General features: G+C 54.7%; 15 protein-coding genes. 11 read left to right on the top strand and 4 right to left on the bottom strand.

Annotation, left to right across the window (positions count from 1 at the left end; translation table 11 throughout):
* Positions 1–322: 322 nt before the first annotated feature.
* Positions 323–1477 (bottom strand): methionine adenosyltransferase, encoded by a 1155-nt coding sequence (gene metK / locus EnteroDNA1_RS10220; RefSeq protein WP_010435443.1) that lies wholly within the window; start codon positions 1475–1477, stop codon positions 323–325.
* A 425-nt stretch (positions 1478–1902) separates the two neighbouring features.
* Here metK and EnteroDNA1_RS22700 point away from each other — a divergent pair, with 425 nt between their 5' ends.
* The 4 genes from EnteroDNA1_RS22700 (at position 1903) to speB (ending at position 5386) form a co-directional block, all read left to right on the top strand.
* The gene (locus EnteroDNA1_RS22700; RefSeq protein ID WP_419095317.1) at positions 1903–2046 is read left to right on the top strand and encodes a hypothetical protein; all 144 of its coding nucleotides are present in this window, start codon (positions 1903–1905) and stop codon (positions 2044–2046) included.
* Positions 2047–2140: 94 nt separating this feature from the next.
* On the top strand, positions 2141–2272 hold the full coding sequence (yqgB, locus tag EnteroDNA1_RS22645) for an acid stress response protein YqgB (RefSeq protein WP_127341063.1): 132 nt from the start codon (positions 2141–2143) through the stop codon (positions 2270–2272).
* A gap of 8 nt (positions 2273–2280) precedes the next feature.
* Entirely contained in the window at positions 2281–4257 is a 1977-nt protein-coding gene (gene speA / locus EnteroDNA1_RS10210; protein ID WP_023309121.1) for a biosynthetic arginine decarboxylase, read from the top strand.
* Between the two features lie 208 nt (positions 4258–4465).
* Positions 4466–5386, top strand: coding sequence for an agmatinase (gene speB / locus EnteroDNA1_RS10205; protein ID WP_014071686.1), 921 nt, complete (start codon positions 4466–4468; stop codon positions 5384–5386).
* Positions 5387–5438: 52 nt separating this feature from the next.
* Here speB and EnteroDNA1_RS10200 read toward each other — a convergent pair whose 3' ends face one another.
* The gene (locus EnteroDNA1_RS10200) at positions 5439–6707 is read right to left on the bottom strand and encodes an OprD family porin (RefSeq protein WP_069303282.1); all 1269 of its coding nucleotides are present in this window, start codon (positions 6705–6707) and stop codon (positions 5439–5441) included.
* Between the two features lie 210 nt (positions 6708–6917).
* On the bottom strand, positions 6918–7676 hold the full coding sequence (locus EnteroDNA1_RS10195) for a M48 family metallopeptidase (protein WP_069303281.1): 759 nt from the start codon (positions 7674–7676) through the stop codon (positions 6918–6920).
* Between the two features lie 272 nt (positions 7677–7948).
* Here EnteroDNA1_RS10195 and tkt point away from each other — a divergent pair, with 272 nt between their 5' ends.
* The 7 genes from tkt to EnteroDNA1_RS10160 all read left to right on the top strand — a co-directional run bounded on the left by tkt (position 7949) and on the right by EnteroDNA1_RS10160 (position 16338).
* On the top strand, positions 7949–9940 hold the full coding sequence (tkt, locus tag EnteroDNA1_RS10190) for a transketolase (RefSeq protein WP_033146601.1): 1992 nt from the start codon (positions 7949–7951) through the stop codon (positions 9938–9940).
* A gap of 341 nt (positions 9941–10281) precedes the next feature.
* A complete protein-coding gene (gene epd, locus EnteroDNA1_RS10185; protein ID WP_039262970.1) occupies positions 10282–11301 on the top strand; it encodes an erythrose-4-phosphate dehydrogenase in 1020 nt (339 codons plus the stop codon).
* Positions 11302–11350: 49 nt separating this feature from the next.
* Complete coding sequence (gene pgk / locus EnteroDNA1_RS10180) at positions 11351–12514, top strand: phosphoglycerate kinase (RefSeq protein ID WP_023333323.1); 1164 nt, start codon at positions 11351–11353, stop codon at positions 12512–12514.
* A gap of 92 nt (positions 12515–12606) precedes the next feature.
* The gene (gene fbaA, locus EnteroDNA1_RS10175) at positions 12607–13686 is read left to right on the top strand and encodes a class II fructose-bisphosphate aldolase (RefSeq protein WP_032660076.1); all 1080 of its coding nucleotides are present in this window, start codon (positions 12607–12609) and stop codon (positions 13684–13686) included.
* Positions 13687–13872: 186 nt separating this feature from the next.
* On the top strand, positions 13873–14727 hold the full coding sequence (mscS, locus tag EnteroDNA1_RS10170; RefSeq protein WP_033146600.1) for a small-conductance mechanosensitive channel MscS: 855 nt from the start codon (positions 13873–13875) through the stop codon (positions 14725–14727).
* Between the two features lie 143 nt (positions 14728–14870).
* Positions 14871–15506 (top strand): arginine exporter ArgO, encoded by a 636-nt coding sequence (gene argO / locus EnteroDNA1_RS10165; protein ID WP_021242063.1) that lies wholly within the window; start codon positions 14871–14873, stop codon positions 15504–15506.
* A gap of 91 nt (positions 15507–15597) precedes the next feature.
* Positions 15598–16338, top strand: a complete 741-nt coding sequence (locus EnteroDNA1_RS10160) for an oxidative stress defense protein (protein WP_023309114.1) — start codon at positions 15598–15600, stop codon at positions 16336–16338.
* 48 nt (positions 16339–16386) lie between these two features.
* Here EnteroDNA1_RS10160 and argP read toward each other — a convergent pair whose 3' ends face one another.
* A complete protein-coding gene (gene argP, locus EnteroDNA1_RS10155) occupies positions 16387–17280 on the bottom strand; it encodes a DNA-binding transcriptional regulator ArgP (protein ID WP_008499727.1) in 894 nt (297 codons plus the stop codon).
* Positions 17281–17294 lie beyond the last annotated feature (14 nt).

Below are 17294 nucleotides of genomic sequence, written 5' to 3'. Positions count from 1 at the left end.
AAGGGTAGGTGAGTGACCCGTAAAAATATGTGAGATTAATCACATAGGTGTAATCGGTTACACTAGCGTGCAACCGTAAAAATAATTAAAGCTTTGAAAATATAGAGGTAAACGAGGTGATATGCATCGCGAAAGAACACATTTCAGACTTAACTGAAAGGCGATGTAACAGCAGAAGAAAGGCGATCATGCAAAGAGAATATTCTGAAAGCGAGGCGCATCCGGTGCGGTGTAATCGGTACCATATGTGCACCTTTGCGGCGCCACCTACAAAAAAAGGCCAGCCCGAAGGCTGGCCTTTTATCACGCAGATGTCAGTCGATTACTTCAGACCGGCAGCTTCACGCAGCAGGGCGGCTTTGTCGGTTTTTTCCCATGGGAAATGTTCACGACCAAAGTGACCGTATGCCGCGGTTTCTTTGTAGATTGGGTGCAGCAGATCCAGCATCTGAATCAGGCCGTATGGACGCAGGTCGAAGAACTCGCGCACCAGCAGCGTCAGCTGTTCTGAAGGCACTTTCTCGGTACCGAAGGTTTCAACCATGATGGAGGTTGGCTCAGCTACGCCGATCGCGTAGGAAACCTGGATCTCACAGCGGTCAGCCAGGCCGGCTGCAACAATGTTTTTCGCCACATAACGTGCTGCGTACGCCGCAGAACGGTCAACTTTAGACGGATCTTTACCAGAGAACGCACCGCCACCGTGACGCGCCATGCCGCCGTAGGTATCAACGATGATTTTACGACCGGTCAGACCGCAGTCACCCATTGGGCCGCCGATAACGAAGCGTCCGGTTGGGTTGATGAAGAATTTGGTCGCAGAGCTCAGCCATTCGGTCGGCAGAACCGGCTTGATGATCTCTTCCATCACTGCTTCCTGCAGGGATTTCTGATCGATATCTTCGGAATGCTGGGTAGAAAGCACTACCGCGTCAATCCCAACGATTTTGCCGTCGTCATACTGGAAGGTGACCTGGCTTTTCGCATCCGGGCGCAGCCACGGCAGGGTGCCGTTTTTACGCACTTCAGCCTGACGCTGCACCAGACGGTGTGCGTAGGTGACCGGTGCTGGCATCAGCACGTCGGTTTCGTTGGTTGCATAGCCAAACATCAGGCCCTGGTCGCCCGCGCCCTGTTCCAGCGGATCGGCACGGTCAACGCCCTGGTTGATGTCTGGAGACTGTTTGCCAATCGCGCTCAGAACCGCGCAGGAGTTGGCATCAAAGCCCATATCAGAATGCACATAGCCGATCTCACGCACCGTGTTACGGGTGATCTCTTCGATATCAACCCATGCGCTGGTGGTGATCTCACCACCAACCAGAACCATGCCGGTTTTGACATAGGTTTCGCACGCTACGCGCGCTTTAGGATCCTGCGCCAGGATCGCATCCAGCACCGCATCGGAGATTTGGTCAGCAATTTTATCAGGATGTCCTTCTGATACGGACTCGGACGTAAACAGGTGTTTTGCCATGTTTTATTTCACCTAAGAGGAATTTGGTTAGCTCAAGCTGCTGTGCGGAATAGCCAAAGGAGATAATTCTACCAAGGCCTGCAGGTTTTTGACACTGGCAGTATGAGTGTTAATCAGTATAGATGGATTAACATCTGGACGGCTATTTTAGGTCACTTCTTCGCCCGATTTCCAGTTTTTTTTGATTCATCTCTCACTGCGTTGAAATGGCGGCTGGAAATTTTTCCTGACGCTGCTGGCAGCTCGCGCATTTTTGTTTTGCTTTTTAGCCCCCTTCTCGGTATAAAACGCGGCGCGCGGCTCATATAAAATAAGCGCTCGATGAACTCATCGTGTCGCCACTTCCAGCCGGGTTAAGCAGTGAACTTTTAGCTTTGGCTTGTGGTCCGTTTCAACAGAGGCGGCCGTGGAGGTGATACGAGATAATGAACCATCGTTTTCCGCACATTCAGCGCAGCCGTTCTGGCGCGTATTTGATTCCCGCAACCCGCATTTCTAGTCTGCAAACCTGCCGATGTTATACCCATCTCGGCGCTTCTCAGGATTCCAGGGCCGGTCACGCTTTGTGAAAACTGAACAAGGGCGCTCTTGTTAATACAAGAGTTTTCTCGTGGTTTCGCCGAACCTTGTCATACAGAGTTCGGATACGTGTTTTACAATGATATGAATAAGAAACCGGTCGCACGGTCTGGTTTTCAGCATACTCTGCTGGGAAACGGAGCCGTTTATGGGTTGTTATCGCCGTATAACGCTGCGATAGTAGTCAACTGTTTTACACTTATTACAAAGAGTTGAGGTTCGCTATGTCTGACGACATGTCTTCTTTTTCGCCTTCGTCAGCGGGCGAACAGGGTGTACTACGTTCTATGCAGGAGGTTGCGATGAGCTCCGAGGAAGCCAGCAAGATGCTGCGCACTTACAATATTGCCTGGTGGGGCAATAACTACTACGACGTCAACGAACTGGGCCACATCAGCGTCTGCCCGGATCCGGACGTCCCTGAAGCGCGCGTGGATCTCGCGAAACTGGTGAAAGCCCGTGAGGCTCAGGGCCAGCGTTTGCCTGCACTGTTCTGCTTCCCGCAGATCCTGCAACATCGCCTGCGTTCTATTAACGCCGCGTTCAAGCGCGCGCGTGAGTCCTACGGCTATAAAGGCGACTATTTCCTGGTTTACCCGATCAAGGTGAACCAGCACCGCCGCGTGATTGAATCCCTGATCCACTCCGGCGAGCCGCTGGGCCTGGAAGCAGGCTCCAAAGCGGAGCTGATGGCGGTTCTGGCCCATGCGGGCATGACCCGTTCAGTGATCGTCTGTAACGGCTATAAAGACCGTGAATACATTCGTCTGGCGCTGATTGGCGAGAAGATGGGCCACAAGGTCTATCTGGTTATCGAAAAGATGACCGAAATCGCCATCGTGCTGGAAGAGGCCGAACGTCTGAACGTGGTGCCGCGCCTTGGCGTGCGTGCGCGTCTGGCGTCACAAGGTTCCGGTAAATGGCAGTCCTCCGGCGGCGAGAAATCCAAGTTCGGCCTGGCGGCAAACCAGGTGCTGCAGCTGGTGGAAATCCTGCGCGAGCGCGGTCGTCTGGACAGCATTCAGCTGCTGCACTTCCACCTCGGCTCGCAGATGGCCAATATTCGCGACATCGCCACCGGCGTGCGTGAGTCAGCGCGTTTCTACGTTGAGCTGCACAAGCTCGGCGTGAATATTCAGTGCTTCGACGTGGGCGGTGGCCTCGGCGTGGACTACGAAGGGACCCGCTCGCAGTCTGACTGCTCGGTGAACTACGGCCTGAACGAATACGCGAACAATATCATCTGGGCGATCGGTGATGCCTGTGAAGAGAACGGCCTGCCGCACCCGACGGTGATCACCGAATCAGGTCGCGCGGTGACCGCGCACCATACGGTGCTGGTCTCTAACATCATCGGCGTTGAGCGTAGCGAAATCAGCGAAGCGACGCCTCCGGCAGACGATGCTCCGCGTTCCCTGCAAAGCATGTGGGAAACCTGGCAGGAAATGCACGAGCCGGGCACGCGTCGTTCCCTGCGCGAATGGCTGCACGACAGCCAGATGGATCTGCATGACATTCACGTGGGTTATTCTTCAGGCACCTTCAGCCTGCAGGAGCGCGCGTGGGCGGAGCAACTCTATCTGAACATGTGCCATGAAGTGCAGAAACAGCTCGACCCGAGCAACCGCGCGCACCGTCCGATTATCGACGAGCTGCAGGAGCGTATGGCGGATAAGATTTACGTTAACTTCTCGCTGTTCCAGTCGATGCCGGATGCCTGGGGTATCGACCAGCTGTTCCCGGTTCTGCCGCTGGAAGGGCTGAACCACGCGCCGGAACGCCGTGCGGTGCTGCTGGACATCACCTGTGACTCCGACGGTGCCATCGACCACTACGTTGACGGCGACGGTATCGCAACGACGATGCCAATGCCGGAATACGACCCGGAGAACCCGCCGATGCTGGGCTTCTTTATGGTCGGCGCGTATCAGGAGATCCTCGGCAACATGCACAACCTGTTCGGTGATACCGAAGCGGTGGACGTGTTCGTGTTCCCTGACGGCAATGTGGAAATTGAGCTGTCCGATGAAGGGGACACCGTGGCGGACATGCTGGAATACGTTCAGTTGGATCCGAAAAAACTGCTCACTCAGTTCCGCGACCAGGTGAAAAACACCGGTCTGGACGATGCGCTCCAGCAGCAGTTCCTGGAAGAGTTTGAAGCGGGCCTGTACGGGTACACCTACCTGGAAGACGAGTAGGAAAACGCCCTCTCCCACAGGGAGAGGGCGGGGTGAGGGCATCAGACCGCACAATGCCCTATACTCACTTGAACCCGTATGCATTACCGGCGATAATTCGCCCCAATAAGCGATTTACGAATCAATCCCTTCCTCGTCGGGTTTAACGACGCGGAGGGGATTTTTTTTCATCTGTTTTTAATGTATCGACTTTAAAAGAGGTCAGGACATGAGCACTTTAGGTCATCAGTACGATAACTCTCTGGTATCTAACGCGTTTGGTTTTTTACGCCTTCCGATGAACTTCCAGCCGTACGACAGCGACGCTGACTGGGTGATCACCGGCGTGCCGTTCGATATGGCAACATCTGGCCGCGCGGGTGGTCGTCACGGCCCGGCTGCGATTCGTCAGGTTTCCACTAACCTGGCCTGGGAGCATAACCGCTTCCCGTGGAACTTCGACATGCGCGAGCGCCTGAACGTGGTGGACTGCGGTGACCTGGTGTACGCCTTCGGCGACGCGCGTGAGATGAGCGAGAAGCTGCAGGCGCACGCCGAGAAGCTGCTGGCTGCCGGTAAGCGCATGCTCTCCTTCGGCGGCGACCACTTCGTGACCCTGCCGCTGCTGCGCGCCCATGCGAAGCACTTCGGTAAAATGGCGCTGGTGCACTTCGATGCACATACCGACACCTACGCGAACGGCTGCGAGTTTGACCACGGCACCATGTTCTTCACCGCGCCGAACGAAGGTCTGATCGATCCGAACCACTCCGTGCAGATCGGTATTCGCACCGAGTTCGACAAAGACAACGGTTTCACCGTGCTGGATGCGGGCCAGGTTAACGATCGCGGCGTGGACGACATCATCGCGCAGGTGAAGCAGATCGTGGGTGATATGCCCGTGTATCTGACCTTCGACATCGACTGTCTGGATCCGGCATTTGCACCGGGTACCGGTACGCCGGTCATCGGCGGTTTGACCTCAGATCGTGCCATCAAGCTGGTGCGCGGCCTGAAGGATCTGAACATTGTCGGGATGGACGTGGTGGAAGTGGCGCCTGCGTATGACCAGTCCGAGATCACCGCGCTGGCCGCAGCGACTCTGGCGCTGGAAATGCTCTATATTCAGGCAGCCAAAAAAGGCGAATAAGCCTCGCCTTGCGTGAAAAAAAACCTCTCTCTTGAGAGGTTTTTTATTGCCTTCAGAACACGTTAAACGGGTATTCCACATAAGCCCGGATCTCGTCCCCGCCCACGTTGTACTCGCTGGCGTTGCCGGAGACGCGCAGTACGGAGTAGCGCAGTTTAAGCTTCAGATCCTTCGCCGGACCATCCTGCACCTGGTACTGGATCTGGTTAAACCACTCGTGCTCTTTGCCGTTGCTGGTTTCAGAGGTTTTAATATTATCCCCACGTACGTAGGCAGTGGTCCAGCTCAGGCCCGGTAAGCCAAGACCGCCAAAGTCCAGACCGTAGGATGCCTGCCAGGAACGTTCGTCTTCGCCATTAAAATCAGACCAGTAGGAGTTCGCCAGCCAGATGGTGTTTCCGCCGTCACCCACGCCGCCCTTGTCGCGATAGCCGCCGTAGTTGTAGCCGGTGCTGCCGCTGCTCTGCTGGTACGCCACTTTGAACGTGTGAATATCCCAGATGTAGCTCGCCGCCAGGCTCCAGATGGTGTTGCTGCGGCCCGTGTCGAGGCTGTCCGCGTAACCCTGATCCAGACGGGAGTTATAGCCGTTGAAGTCGAGCACCAGCTGCTGCCCGGTGCTGAACGGCTGTTTGAAGTTCATGCCTAGGTACTGCTTGTTCATCACCTCTTCATTATGAGAGGCGTACAGCGCGCCGCTGAACTGGTCGTTAAACTGATAGCTCGCACCGCCGAAGGAGAGGCTCTTCAGCCCGCTGTCGTGGCGGTCATCGCTTTTACGCTGCTCGTCGGTGAAGTAACCGGCGTTGATTTCCAGACCGTCGATCTCTTTCGAGGTCAGCATGGTGCCGGTGTAGCTTTCAAACAGCAGGCGGGAGCTGTCGGCATTCACGATGGGCAGCTCAGGGCGCTGATTTCCGTAGCTCAGTACGGTATTCGAGATGCGCATTTTGGCGGTTGCGCCAAACTTTGCCAGATCGGATTTTGCCCGGCCGTCGTCTTCCTGTTTAAAGAAGTCGATGCCGCCTGCGCCGCTTTTGCCACGGCTGCCGTCCAGGCGCACGCCGTATTGAGCAATACCGTCCACGCCAAAGCCCACCAGCCCTTCGGTATAGCCGGATGCAAACGTGGCGATGATCCCCTGACCCCACTCGGCTTTGTCCTGCTTGCCCTGATGGTAGTCGCGGCTGATATACGCATTGCGTAAAAACAGATCCAGATGGCTGTCGTCAATAAAACCCTGGCTGTTGGATTGCTGGCTTGCAGTGGCAGGTAATGCAGCAAATAAGCTTAAAGCAATTAATGATAATTCTTTTTTCACGGAGGGAACGTCTCTGTCTGGATATAGTAATTTGAATAACTGCGGGGGTGATAATTACCGGAAAAAGTGACCTTTGCAATAATTATGTGACCAGACATTTCAAGGTGATAAGGCAGATTTGGCGCCGCTTTCAGGGGTGTTATCGATATGTGCTGTTAAGTTAACAATTTATGCGAAATAAAAAGGAGGCAAAATTGCCTCCTTCTGAAATTATTTAATTCCGTCTGTGGCCATACGGTCGCGAATATGCTGTGCGCGTTCTTCTGAGGCCGGGTGATCGTCAAACATGGAGCTTTGGCGTCCGGCTTCCAGCTTGGCCAGTTTTTCGAAGCTGGTGGCTAAGCCTGATGGATTAATGCCGCGTTTGCGCAACAGATCGTAGGAGTAGTCATCCGCCTCGGACTCCTGACGCTGTGAGAACTGAGAGTTAACCAGCTTTTCACCCACGTCGCCAAGCTGTGACTGCGACAGGCTACCAACGATACCGCCCGCCGAGGCCGCCGCTGCGCGGATGGCGTTGGTGCCCAGGGCAACCTGCATCCCTTTCTTCACGTGGCCCAGGGCAACGTGGCCCATTTCGTGGCCGATGACCGCTTCCACTTCGTTGTCGGTCATCATGTCCATCAGCCCGCTGTAGACACGGATACAGCCGTTCGCCATCGCGAAGGCGTTGACATCTTTCGCCATGTACACCTTGTAGTTCACCGGCTGGCCGTTGATGTTGTCGCCCAGCGCGGAAGCAATCTTATTCAGACGCTGCGTGTAGGTACTGTTAGCCGGCGCAAGCGTGGCTTTTCCGTCCATATCTTTACAGGCCTGGTCGCTCAGCGCTTTCACCTGCGCATCGCTCAGGGAATAGGCCTGAAAGGCCTCTGCGCCTGACGTCATCAGACCGTTAGAATCCATATTCTGACAGCCGCTCAGCAGGAGCGTTGTACCCAGGGTCAGCACTATTGCACGCATTTTCATGAGGTTGCTTCCGTACTCGTTAAACTGAATAAAATCCGAAAAGGGCACCGTCAGCGAAGCCGGTGTCGGGCTAAGTATAAGGAATATCTACAGGGCCGGGCGAGCAGATTGCGCAACATGCGAGCATGATCCAGAGATTTCTTAACAAGCAAAAGAATGCTCCATGTACATGACTTGCGGCTTGGGTTACATTGTTGGCACTTTTTTCCGGCGTAGCCCAAAACGCGCTGTCGTCAAGGGCATGGCCTTTAACAGTCCGATCTGGAGTTAAAATGTCCTCACGTAAAGAGCTTGCTAATGCTATTCGTGCGCTGAGCATGGACGCAGTACAGAAAGCCAAATCCGGCCACCCAGGGGCTCCTATGGGTATGGCTGATATCGCCGAAGTCCTGTGGCGTGATTTCCTGAACCACAACCCGCAGAACCCGTCATGGGCTGACCGCGACCGCTTCGTGCTGTCCAACGGCCACGGCTCTATGCTGATCTATAGCCTGCTGCACCTCACCGGCTACGATCTGCCTATCGAAGAGCTGAAAAACTTCCGTCAGCTGCACTCTAAAACTCCAGGTCACCCGGAAGTGGGTTACACCGCTGGCGTAGAAACCACCACCGGTCCGCTGGGTCAGGGTATTGCTAACGCTGTGGGTATGGCGATTGCCGAGAAGACGCTGGCGGCGCAGTTCAACCGTCCTGGTCACGACATCGTAGACCACTTCACCTACGCGTTCATGGGCGACGGCTGCATGATGGAAGGCATTTCTCACGAAGTGTGCTCCCTGGCAGGTACCCTGAAGCTGGGCAAACTGGTTGCGTTCTATGACGACAACGGTATCTCCATCGACGGTCACGTTGAAGGCTGGTTCACCGACGACACCGCAGCACGTTTCGAAGCCTACGGCTGGCACGTAGTGCGTGGCGTTGATGGTCACGATGCTGACTCGATTAAACGTGCAGTAGAAGAAGCGCGCGCGGTGACGGACAAACCGTCCCTGCTGATGTGCAAAACCATCATCGGCTTCGGCTCCCCGAACAAAGCGGGTACTCACGACTCCCACGGCGCGCCTCTGGGTGATGCGGAAATCGCACTGACCCGCGAAGCGCTGGGCTGGAAACACCCTGCATTCGAAATCCCATCTGAAATCTACGCTCAGTGGGATGCAAAAGAAGTAGGCCAGGCGAAAGAAGCGGCCTGGAACGAGAAATTCGCTGCCTATGCGAAAGCGTTCCCGCAGGAAGCGGCTGAATTCACCCGTCGTATGAAAGGTGAAATGCCGTCTGACTTCGACGCGAAAGCGAACGAATTCATCGCTAAGCTGCAGGCGAACCCGTCTAAAATCGCGAGCCGTAAAGCGTCTCAGAATGCGATTGAAGCGTTCGGCCCTTGGCTTCCAGAATTCCTGGGTGGCTCCGCTGACCTGGCGCCATCTAACCTGACTCTGTGGTCTGGTTCTAAGCCAATCAACGAAGATACTGCCGGTAACTACATCCATTACGGTGTACGTGAATTCGGTATGACTGCGATTGCCAACGGTATCTCCCTGCACGGTGGTTTCCTGCCGTACACCTCTACCTTCCTGATGTTTGTCGAATATGCACGTAACGCCGTGCGTATGGCCGCGCTGATGAAACAGCGTCAGGTGATGGTCTACACCCACGACTCCATCGGTCTGGGCGAAGATGGTCCAACTCACCAGCCGGTAGAGCAGGTGGCTTCCCTGCGCGTGACCCCGAACATGAGCACATGGCGTCCATGTGACCAGGTGGAATCCGCGGTGGCGTGGAAATACGGCGTTGAGCGTCAGGACGGTCCAACCGCGCTGATCCTCTCCCGTCAGAACCTGGCACAGCAGGAGCGTACGCCTGAGCAGCTGGCAAACATCGCTCGCGGTGGTTACGTGCTGAAAGATTGCGCGGGCCAGCCAGAGCTGATCTTCATCGCCACCGGTTCGGAAGTTGAACTGGCGGTTGCAGCGTGGGAAAAACTGACTGCCGAAGGCGTGAAAGCGCGCGTGGTCTCCATGCCGTCTACCGATGCGTTCGACAAACAGGATGCTGCTTACCGCGAATCCGTCCTGCCTAAAGCGGTTTCCGCTCGCGTGGCAGTGGAAGCAGGCATCGCAGACTACTGGTTCAAATACGTGGGCCTGAACGGCGCTATCGTCGGTATGACCACCTTCGGTGAATCTGCTCCGGCAGAGCTGCTGTTCGAAGAGTTCGGCTTCACCGTTGAGAACGTTGTCGCGAAAGCTAAAGAACTGCTGTAATCGTTTGTACGGTGCGGGCTGATGCCCTTACCCCAACCCTCTCCCACGGGGAGAGGGTGCATACACTAAAAAACGGTAACCTCTCGGTTACCGTTTTGCTTTTACCTTGCCGGCATTATTCCACCTAAAATGTGACGCAAGTCATATAGCGCGCTTATTCATCTGGACAGACATTCCTTTTATTCCCCGATTCGCTTATTCTTGCTGAAGCGTTTCAGTCGATTAAATGTTCGACAATTGACCAATCAATCGCAGTTTGTGACAGCAAGGATTCCCCTTCGGGCGTAGCTGGATTACTCTTTCAGCCACCTCAAACTCAGGGATTGCTTTGCAGGAGATCTATGACCGTACGCGTAGCGATTAATGGCTTCGGTCGCATCGGACGTAACGTGGTTCGTGCTTTATATGAATCCGGACGTCGGGCGGAAATAACCGTGGTGGCAATCAATGAACTGGCGGATGCTACGGGCATGGCGCATTTGTTGAAATATGACACCAGCCACGGACGCTTTGCCTGGGACGTACGCCAGGAAAGAGAACAACTGTTTGTGGGCGACGACGCTATTCGTGTGCTGCATGAGAACAGTATCTCCGGGCTACCCTGGCGTGAACTGGGTGTGGATGTGGTGCTTGACTGTACCGGCGTGTACGGCAACCGCGAACATGGCGAAGCGCATCTGGCAGCAGGCGCGAAAAAAGTCCTGTTTTCTCATCCCGGCAGTAACGACCTCGACGCAACCGTCGTGTTTGGCGTCAACCAGCATGAGCTGCAGGCCGAACACCGCATTGTTTCCAACGCCTCCTGTACCACTAACTGCATTATTCCGGTCATCAAACTGTTAGACGATGCGTATGGCATTGAATCCGGCACCGTGACCACGATTCACTCCGCCATGCACGATCAGCAGGTTATCGACGCCTACCATCCGGACTTACGACGCACTCGCGCAGCGAGCCAGTCAATCATTCCGGTGGACACGAAACTGGCTGCAGGGATCACCCGAATTTTTCCGCAGTTTAATGACCGATTTGAAGCGATTGCCGTGCGTGTTCCGACGATTAACGTCACCGCAATCGACCTTAGCGTGACGGTGAAAAAACCGGTAAAAGCCTGTGAAGTCAACCTGTTGCTGCAAAAAGCGGCACAGGGGGCATTTCATGGTATAGTTGACTATACGGAATTACCGTTGGTCTCAGTAGATTTTAACCACGACCCGCACAGCGCCATCGTCGATGGCACGCAAACGAGAGTCAGTGGCGCACACCTTATCAAGACGCTGGTCTGGTGTGATAACGAATGGGGCTTTGCTAACCGAATGCTCGACACCACGTTAGCAATGGCCGCTCAAGGTTTCAGGTAAGACGCATTGTGCGTCTGCAAAACTTTAAGAATCAACGAGAGGATTCACCATGTCTGTAATTAAGATGACCGATCTGGATCTGGCTGGTAAACGCGTTTTCATCCGTGCCGATCTGAACGTACCGGTTAAAGATGGCAAAGTGACCAGCGACGCGCGTATCCGTGCATCTCTGCCAACCATCGAACTGGCTCTGAAGCAGGGCGCGAAAGTGATGGTCACCTCCCACCTGGGTCGTCCAACTGAAGGCGAGTACAACGAAGAGTTCTCTCTGCTGCCAGTGGTTAATTACCTGAAAGACAAACTGTCCAACCCGGTTCGCCTGGTGAAAGATTACCTGGACGGCGTTGAAGTTGCAGCCGGTGAACTGGTTGTTCTGGAAAACGTTCGCTTTAACAAAGGCGAAAAGAAAGACGACGAAACTCTGTCCAAAAAATACGCTGCACTGTGCGACGTGTTCGTGATGGATGCATTCGGTACGGCTCACCGTGCTCAGGCGTCAACCCACGGTATCGGTAAATTCGCAGACGTAGCGTGTGCCGGTCCTCTGCTGGCTGACGAACTGGAAGCGCTGGGTAAAGCACTGAAAGAACCTGCTCGTCCAATGGTGGCTATCGTTGGTGGTTCTAAAGTTTCTACCAAACTGACCGTTCTGGATTCCCTGTCTAAAATCGCTGACCAGCTGATCGTTGGCGGTGGTATCGCGAACACCTTCGTTGCCGCTCAGGGCCACAACGTGGGCAAATCCCTGTACGAAGCAGACCTGGTTGACGAAGCCAAACGCCTGCTGAGCACCTGCGATATCCCGGTTCCAACTGACGTTCGCGTAGCGACCGAGTTCTCCGAAACCGCAACCGCGACCCTGAAATCTGTTAACGACATCAAAGATGAAGAGCAGATTCTGGACCTGGGCGACGTTTCTGCACAGAAACTGGCTGAAATCCTCAAAAACGCAAAAACTATCCTGTGGAACGGTCCTGTTGGCGTGTTCGAATTCCCGAACTTCCGCAAAGGTACTGAAATCGTTGCTAACGCTATCGCAGACAGCGAAGCGTTTTCTATCGCAGGCGGTGGTGACACCCTGGCGGCAATCGACCTGTTCGGTATCGCTGACAAGATCTCCTACATCTCCACTGGTGGCGGCGCATTCCTCGAATTCGTGGAAGGCAAAGTACTGCCAGCAGTAGCAATGCTCGAAGAGCGCGCTAAGAAGTAAGCCATTCAAGGGCAGGGAAACCTGCCCAATTTTCAGCGCGCTTTTAAGAGCTCGCACCTTTTCTAACGGCCGAAGATACAGGACTAAGCAACATGTCTAAAATTTTTGATTTCGTAAAACCTGGCGTTATCACTGGTGATGACGTACAGAAAGTGTTCCAGGTAGCTAAAGAAAACAACTTCGCTCTGCCAGCAGTTAACTGCGTGGGTACCGACTCCATCAACGCCGTACTGGAAACTGCTGCTAAAGTTAAAGCGCCAGTTATCGTTCAGTTCTCTAACGGCGGCGCTGCGTTCATCGCAGGTAAAGGCGTGAAAACTGACATTCCTCAGGGTGCTGCAATCCTGGGCGCTATCTCTGGTGCGCACCACGTACACCAGATGGCTGAGCACTACGGTGTTCCAGTTATCCTGCACACTGACCACTGCGCGAAGAAACTGCTGCCGTGGATCGACGGTCTGCTGGACGCGGGTGAAAAACACTTCGCGGCTACCGGTAAGCCACTGTTCTCTTCTCACATGATCGACCTGTCTGAAGAGTCACTGCACGAAAACATCGAAATCTGCTCCAAATACCTGGCGCGCATGGCCAAAATGGACATGACTCTGGAAATCGAACTGGGTTGCACCGGTGGTGAAGAAGACGGCGTGGACAACAGCCACATGGACGCTTCTGCACTGTACACCCAGCCAGAAGACGTTGATTACGCTTACACCGAGCTGAGCAAAATCAGCCCACGCTTCACCATCGCAGCGTCCTTCGGTAACGTACACGGCGTTTACAAACCAGGTAACGTGGTTCTGACCCCGACCATCCTGCGTGATTCTCAGGAATATGTTTCCAAGAAACACAACCTGCCGCACAACAGCCTGAACTTCGTCTTCCACGGAGGTTCCGGTTCTTCTGCTCAGGAAATCAAAGACTCCGTAAGCTACGGCGTAGTGAAAATGAACATCGATACCGACACCCAGTGGGCAACATGGGACGGTATCCTGCAGTACTACAAAACCAACGAAGCTTACCTGCAGGGTCAGCTGGGCAACCCGAAAGGCGAAGACCAGCCGAACAAGAAATACTACGATCCACGCGTATGGCTGCGCGCTGCCCAGACTTCAATGATTACTCGTCTGGAGCAGGCATTCAAAGAACTGAACGCGGTAGACGTTCTGTAATTTGAGCTGCTAACAGCATCAGAAGGCCCGCAAATGCGGGCCTTTTTTTATGCTTTTTCAATACTCTGCCAGGCCGGTTTTTGTGATCTGTTTGGCAAACCCGGCGCTTTTTGTTTACCCTTTACGGACCTGCCTGTCTCCATGGGGGATGGATTTTGTGTTTTGGTTTAACAAAAGGAAGAATAAATGGAACAACTCGATGTTGTAGACAGCATCAATAACGCCGGTAACTGGCTGGTGCGCAACCAGGCGCTGTTGCTGAGCTATGCCGTCAATATCGTCGCGGCGATTGCCATCATCATCGTCGGGATGATCGTGGCGCGCATTGTATCGAACACGGTTAACCGCGTAATGCTGGCCCGTAACATTGACGCCACGGTGGCTGACTTCCTCTCCGCGCTGGTGCGCTACGGCATTATCGCCTTTACGCTGATTGCGGCGCTGGGCCGTGTGGGCGTGCAGACCGCTTCCGTCATTGCCGTTCTCGGTGCCGCCGGTCTGGCTATTGGTCTGGCGCTGCAGGGTTCGCTGTCAAACCTGGCGGCTGGCGTTCTGCTGGTCACCTTCCGTCCGTTCCGCTCCGGCGAATACGTTGACCTTGGCGGCATTGCCGGAACCGTGCTGCAGGTGCAGATTTTCTCAACGACCATGCGTACCGTCGATGGCCGCATCGTGGTCGTGCCGAACGGGAAAATCATCGCGGGCAACATCATTAACTTCTCCCGTGAACCTGTGCGTCGTAACGAGCTGATTATCAGCGTGGCGTACGACTCCGACATCGATCAGGTGAAGTCGCTGATTAGCAACATCATTGCTTCAGACGATCGCATTCTGAAAGACAAAGAGCAGACGGTTCGCCTGAACGAGCTGGGCGCTTCCTCCATTAACTTCGTGGTGCGTATCTGGAGCAAAAGCAGCGATCTGCAAAACGTGTACTGGGACGTGCTTGAGCGCATTAAGCGCGACTTCGATGCCAACGGCATCAGCTTCCCGTACCCTCAGATGGACGTAAACGTCAAAAAAGTCAAAGAAGCCGAATAACTTCTTGCAGGCCCGGTAAGCGCTAGCGCCACCGGGCTTTATTTTCATAAGCGCTGCTAATCCCCAATTAATATTATCAATTTCCTCTAATGTAATTCGCGCAGTATAGTCTCCTTCCAGAACAACACTGTGAGAATTTCGTCATGTTATCTTATTACTTTCAAGGGCTTGCCTTAGGTGCGGCCATGATCCTTCCCCTTGGCCCGCAAAATGCGTTTGTGATGAACCAGGGCATTCGCCGCCAGTATCATCTGATGATTGCCCTGCTGTGCGCGGTAAGCGATTTACTGCTGATCTGTGCCGGAATTTTTGGCGGCAGCGCATTGCTCATGCAGTCTCCCTGGCTGCTGGCGCTGGTCACCTGGGGCGGCGTGGCGTTTTTGCTCTGGTACGGTTTTGGTGCCCTGAAAACGGCGATGAGCAGCAACCTCGAACTGGCGAGCGCGGAAGTCATGAAGCAGGGCCGCTGGAAGATTATCGTCACCATGCTGGCGGTCACCTGGCTTAATCCGCATGTTTATCTGGACACCTTCGTGGTGCTGGGCAGCCTGGGCGGGCAGCTGGACGTTGAGCCGAAACGCTGGTTTGCGCTGGGAACGGTCAGCGCCTCTTTCCTCTGGTTCTTTGGTCTCGCCATTCTGGCCGCATGGCTGGCTCCTCGTCTGCGTACGGCCAAAGCCCAGCGCATCATTAATACGCTGGTGGGGCTGGTGATGTGGTTTATTGCTTTTCAGCTGGCAAAAGAGGGGATTCACCACGTTCAGGAATTGTTCAACTAATCCTTGTCTTATGGACAACTGAACAAGACCCGCTAAGCTTGCTGGCATGCGCCCTGTTAATGGGCACTCTTCGCAACATGGAGGAATAACAGTGAAGTTTAAGGTGATGGCCCTGGCGGCATTAGTAAGTTTTGGTGCGGTGTCGGTGCAGGCAAGTGAACTGCCGGATGGCCCGCACATCGTCACTTCAGGCACCGCAAGCGTGGACGCGGTACCCGATGTCGCAACGCTGGCAATTGAAGTCAATGTATCTGCGAAAGATGCGGCATCTGCCAAGAAGCAGGCTGACGATCGTGTTGCGCAATACCTCTCTTTCCTCGAGCAGAACGGTGTCGGTAAAAAAGATATCAACTCCGCGAACCTGCGTACTCAACCCGATTACGACTACCAGAATGGTAAAAGCATCCTGAAAGGCTACCGTGCCGTGCGTACCGTCGAAGTGACCGTGCGTCAGCTGGATAAGCTTAACTCGCTGCTGGATGGCGCGCTGAAGGCGGGTCTGAACGAAATTCGTTCCGTGTCGCTGGGCGTTGCGCAACCGGAGAAATACAAAGACGAAGCGCGTAAAGCGGCGATTGATGATGCCATTCACCAGGCGGAACAGCTGGCTTCTGGCTTTAAGAGCAAGCTCGGCCCGGTTTACAGCGTGCGTTACCACGTCTCTAACTACCAGCCAAGCCCGATGGTGCGGATGATGAAGGCTGATGCAGCCCCGGTGTCTGCTCAGGAAACTTACGAGCAGCCAACCATCCAGTTTGACGATCAGGTGGATGTGGTGTTCCAGCTGGAGCCAACTCAAACTCAGCAAACTGAGGCGGCTAAGGCGCAGTAATTTGCCCTCACCCTAACCCTCTCCCGCAGGGAGAGGGAATTCAATCGATTAATCCTGTCTCAACACCTTGTGCCCGTAGGCCAGCAGCGCGTCGGTGACGTTGCGCATCATGCGGCTTTCTGGCGCAAACCGGTGCCAGTAGAGCATCCGGCGCTGATATAGCCCCGGCGTGAGGTCAATCAGCTCACCGCTTTTCAACTCTTTCTCAATCTGCAGATGCGGGATCATGCAGCAGGTGGTGCCCTGACGCGCAAGCTGCACAAAGGCTTCAGACGAGTTGACGATATGGCACGGCACGCTGCCCGGCGGCAGATCGAAGTTTTGCTGCAGGAACGCCTGATGCATATCGTCCAGATGGTCGAACGCCACGGCAGGGGCTTTCAGCAGCGCGGCGCGGGTGACGCCGTTCGGGAAGTAGCGCTCGGCAAAGGCTTTTGAACCCACAAACAGGTAGTCCAGCGCGCCCAGCTGATCGACAAGACAGCTTGGCAGCGCCTGAGGCTGAATACTGACCGCCCCAACCACTTCACCGCGACGCAGGCGTTCCTGGGTACGGGTTTCATCTTCCACCTGGAGATTCAGGCGGATAGGGGAGTCCGCTAATACCGGCGCAAGGGCCGGCAGCAGCCAGGTTGCCAGGCTGTCGGCGTTGACCGCCAGAGAGAGCAGCAGCGGCGTAGAGCCCGTTTGTTCGTCACCCAGCCACTCGTCTTCCAGCAGTTCAACCTGGCGCAGCAGGGCGAGAAGCTTTTGCCCTTGCTCGGTTGGACGTGGCGGCACGGTACGCACCAGCAGCGGCTGGCCGAACATGTTTTCAAGCTGTTTGATACGCTGTGATACGGCGGACTGGGTGATGCAAAGCTTTTGCGCCGCGCGCTCAAAACCGCGTTCACGAATAACTGCATCAAGTGCCTGTAGTGTTCTGTAGTCCGGACGTTTCATTGCTCTGGCTGGCT

Origin of the sequence: Enterobacter sp. HK169 (genome assembly GCF_001719105.1) — a bacterium.
Classification (GTDB): domain Bacteria; phylum Pseudomonadota; class Gammaproteobacteria; order Enterobacterales; family Enterobacteriaceae; genus Enterobacter; species Enterobacter asburiae_B.
This window is presented reverse-complemented; position numbering and strand designations above follow the sequence as displayed.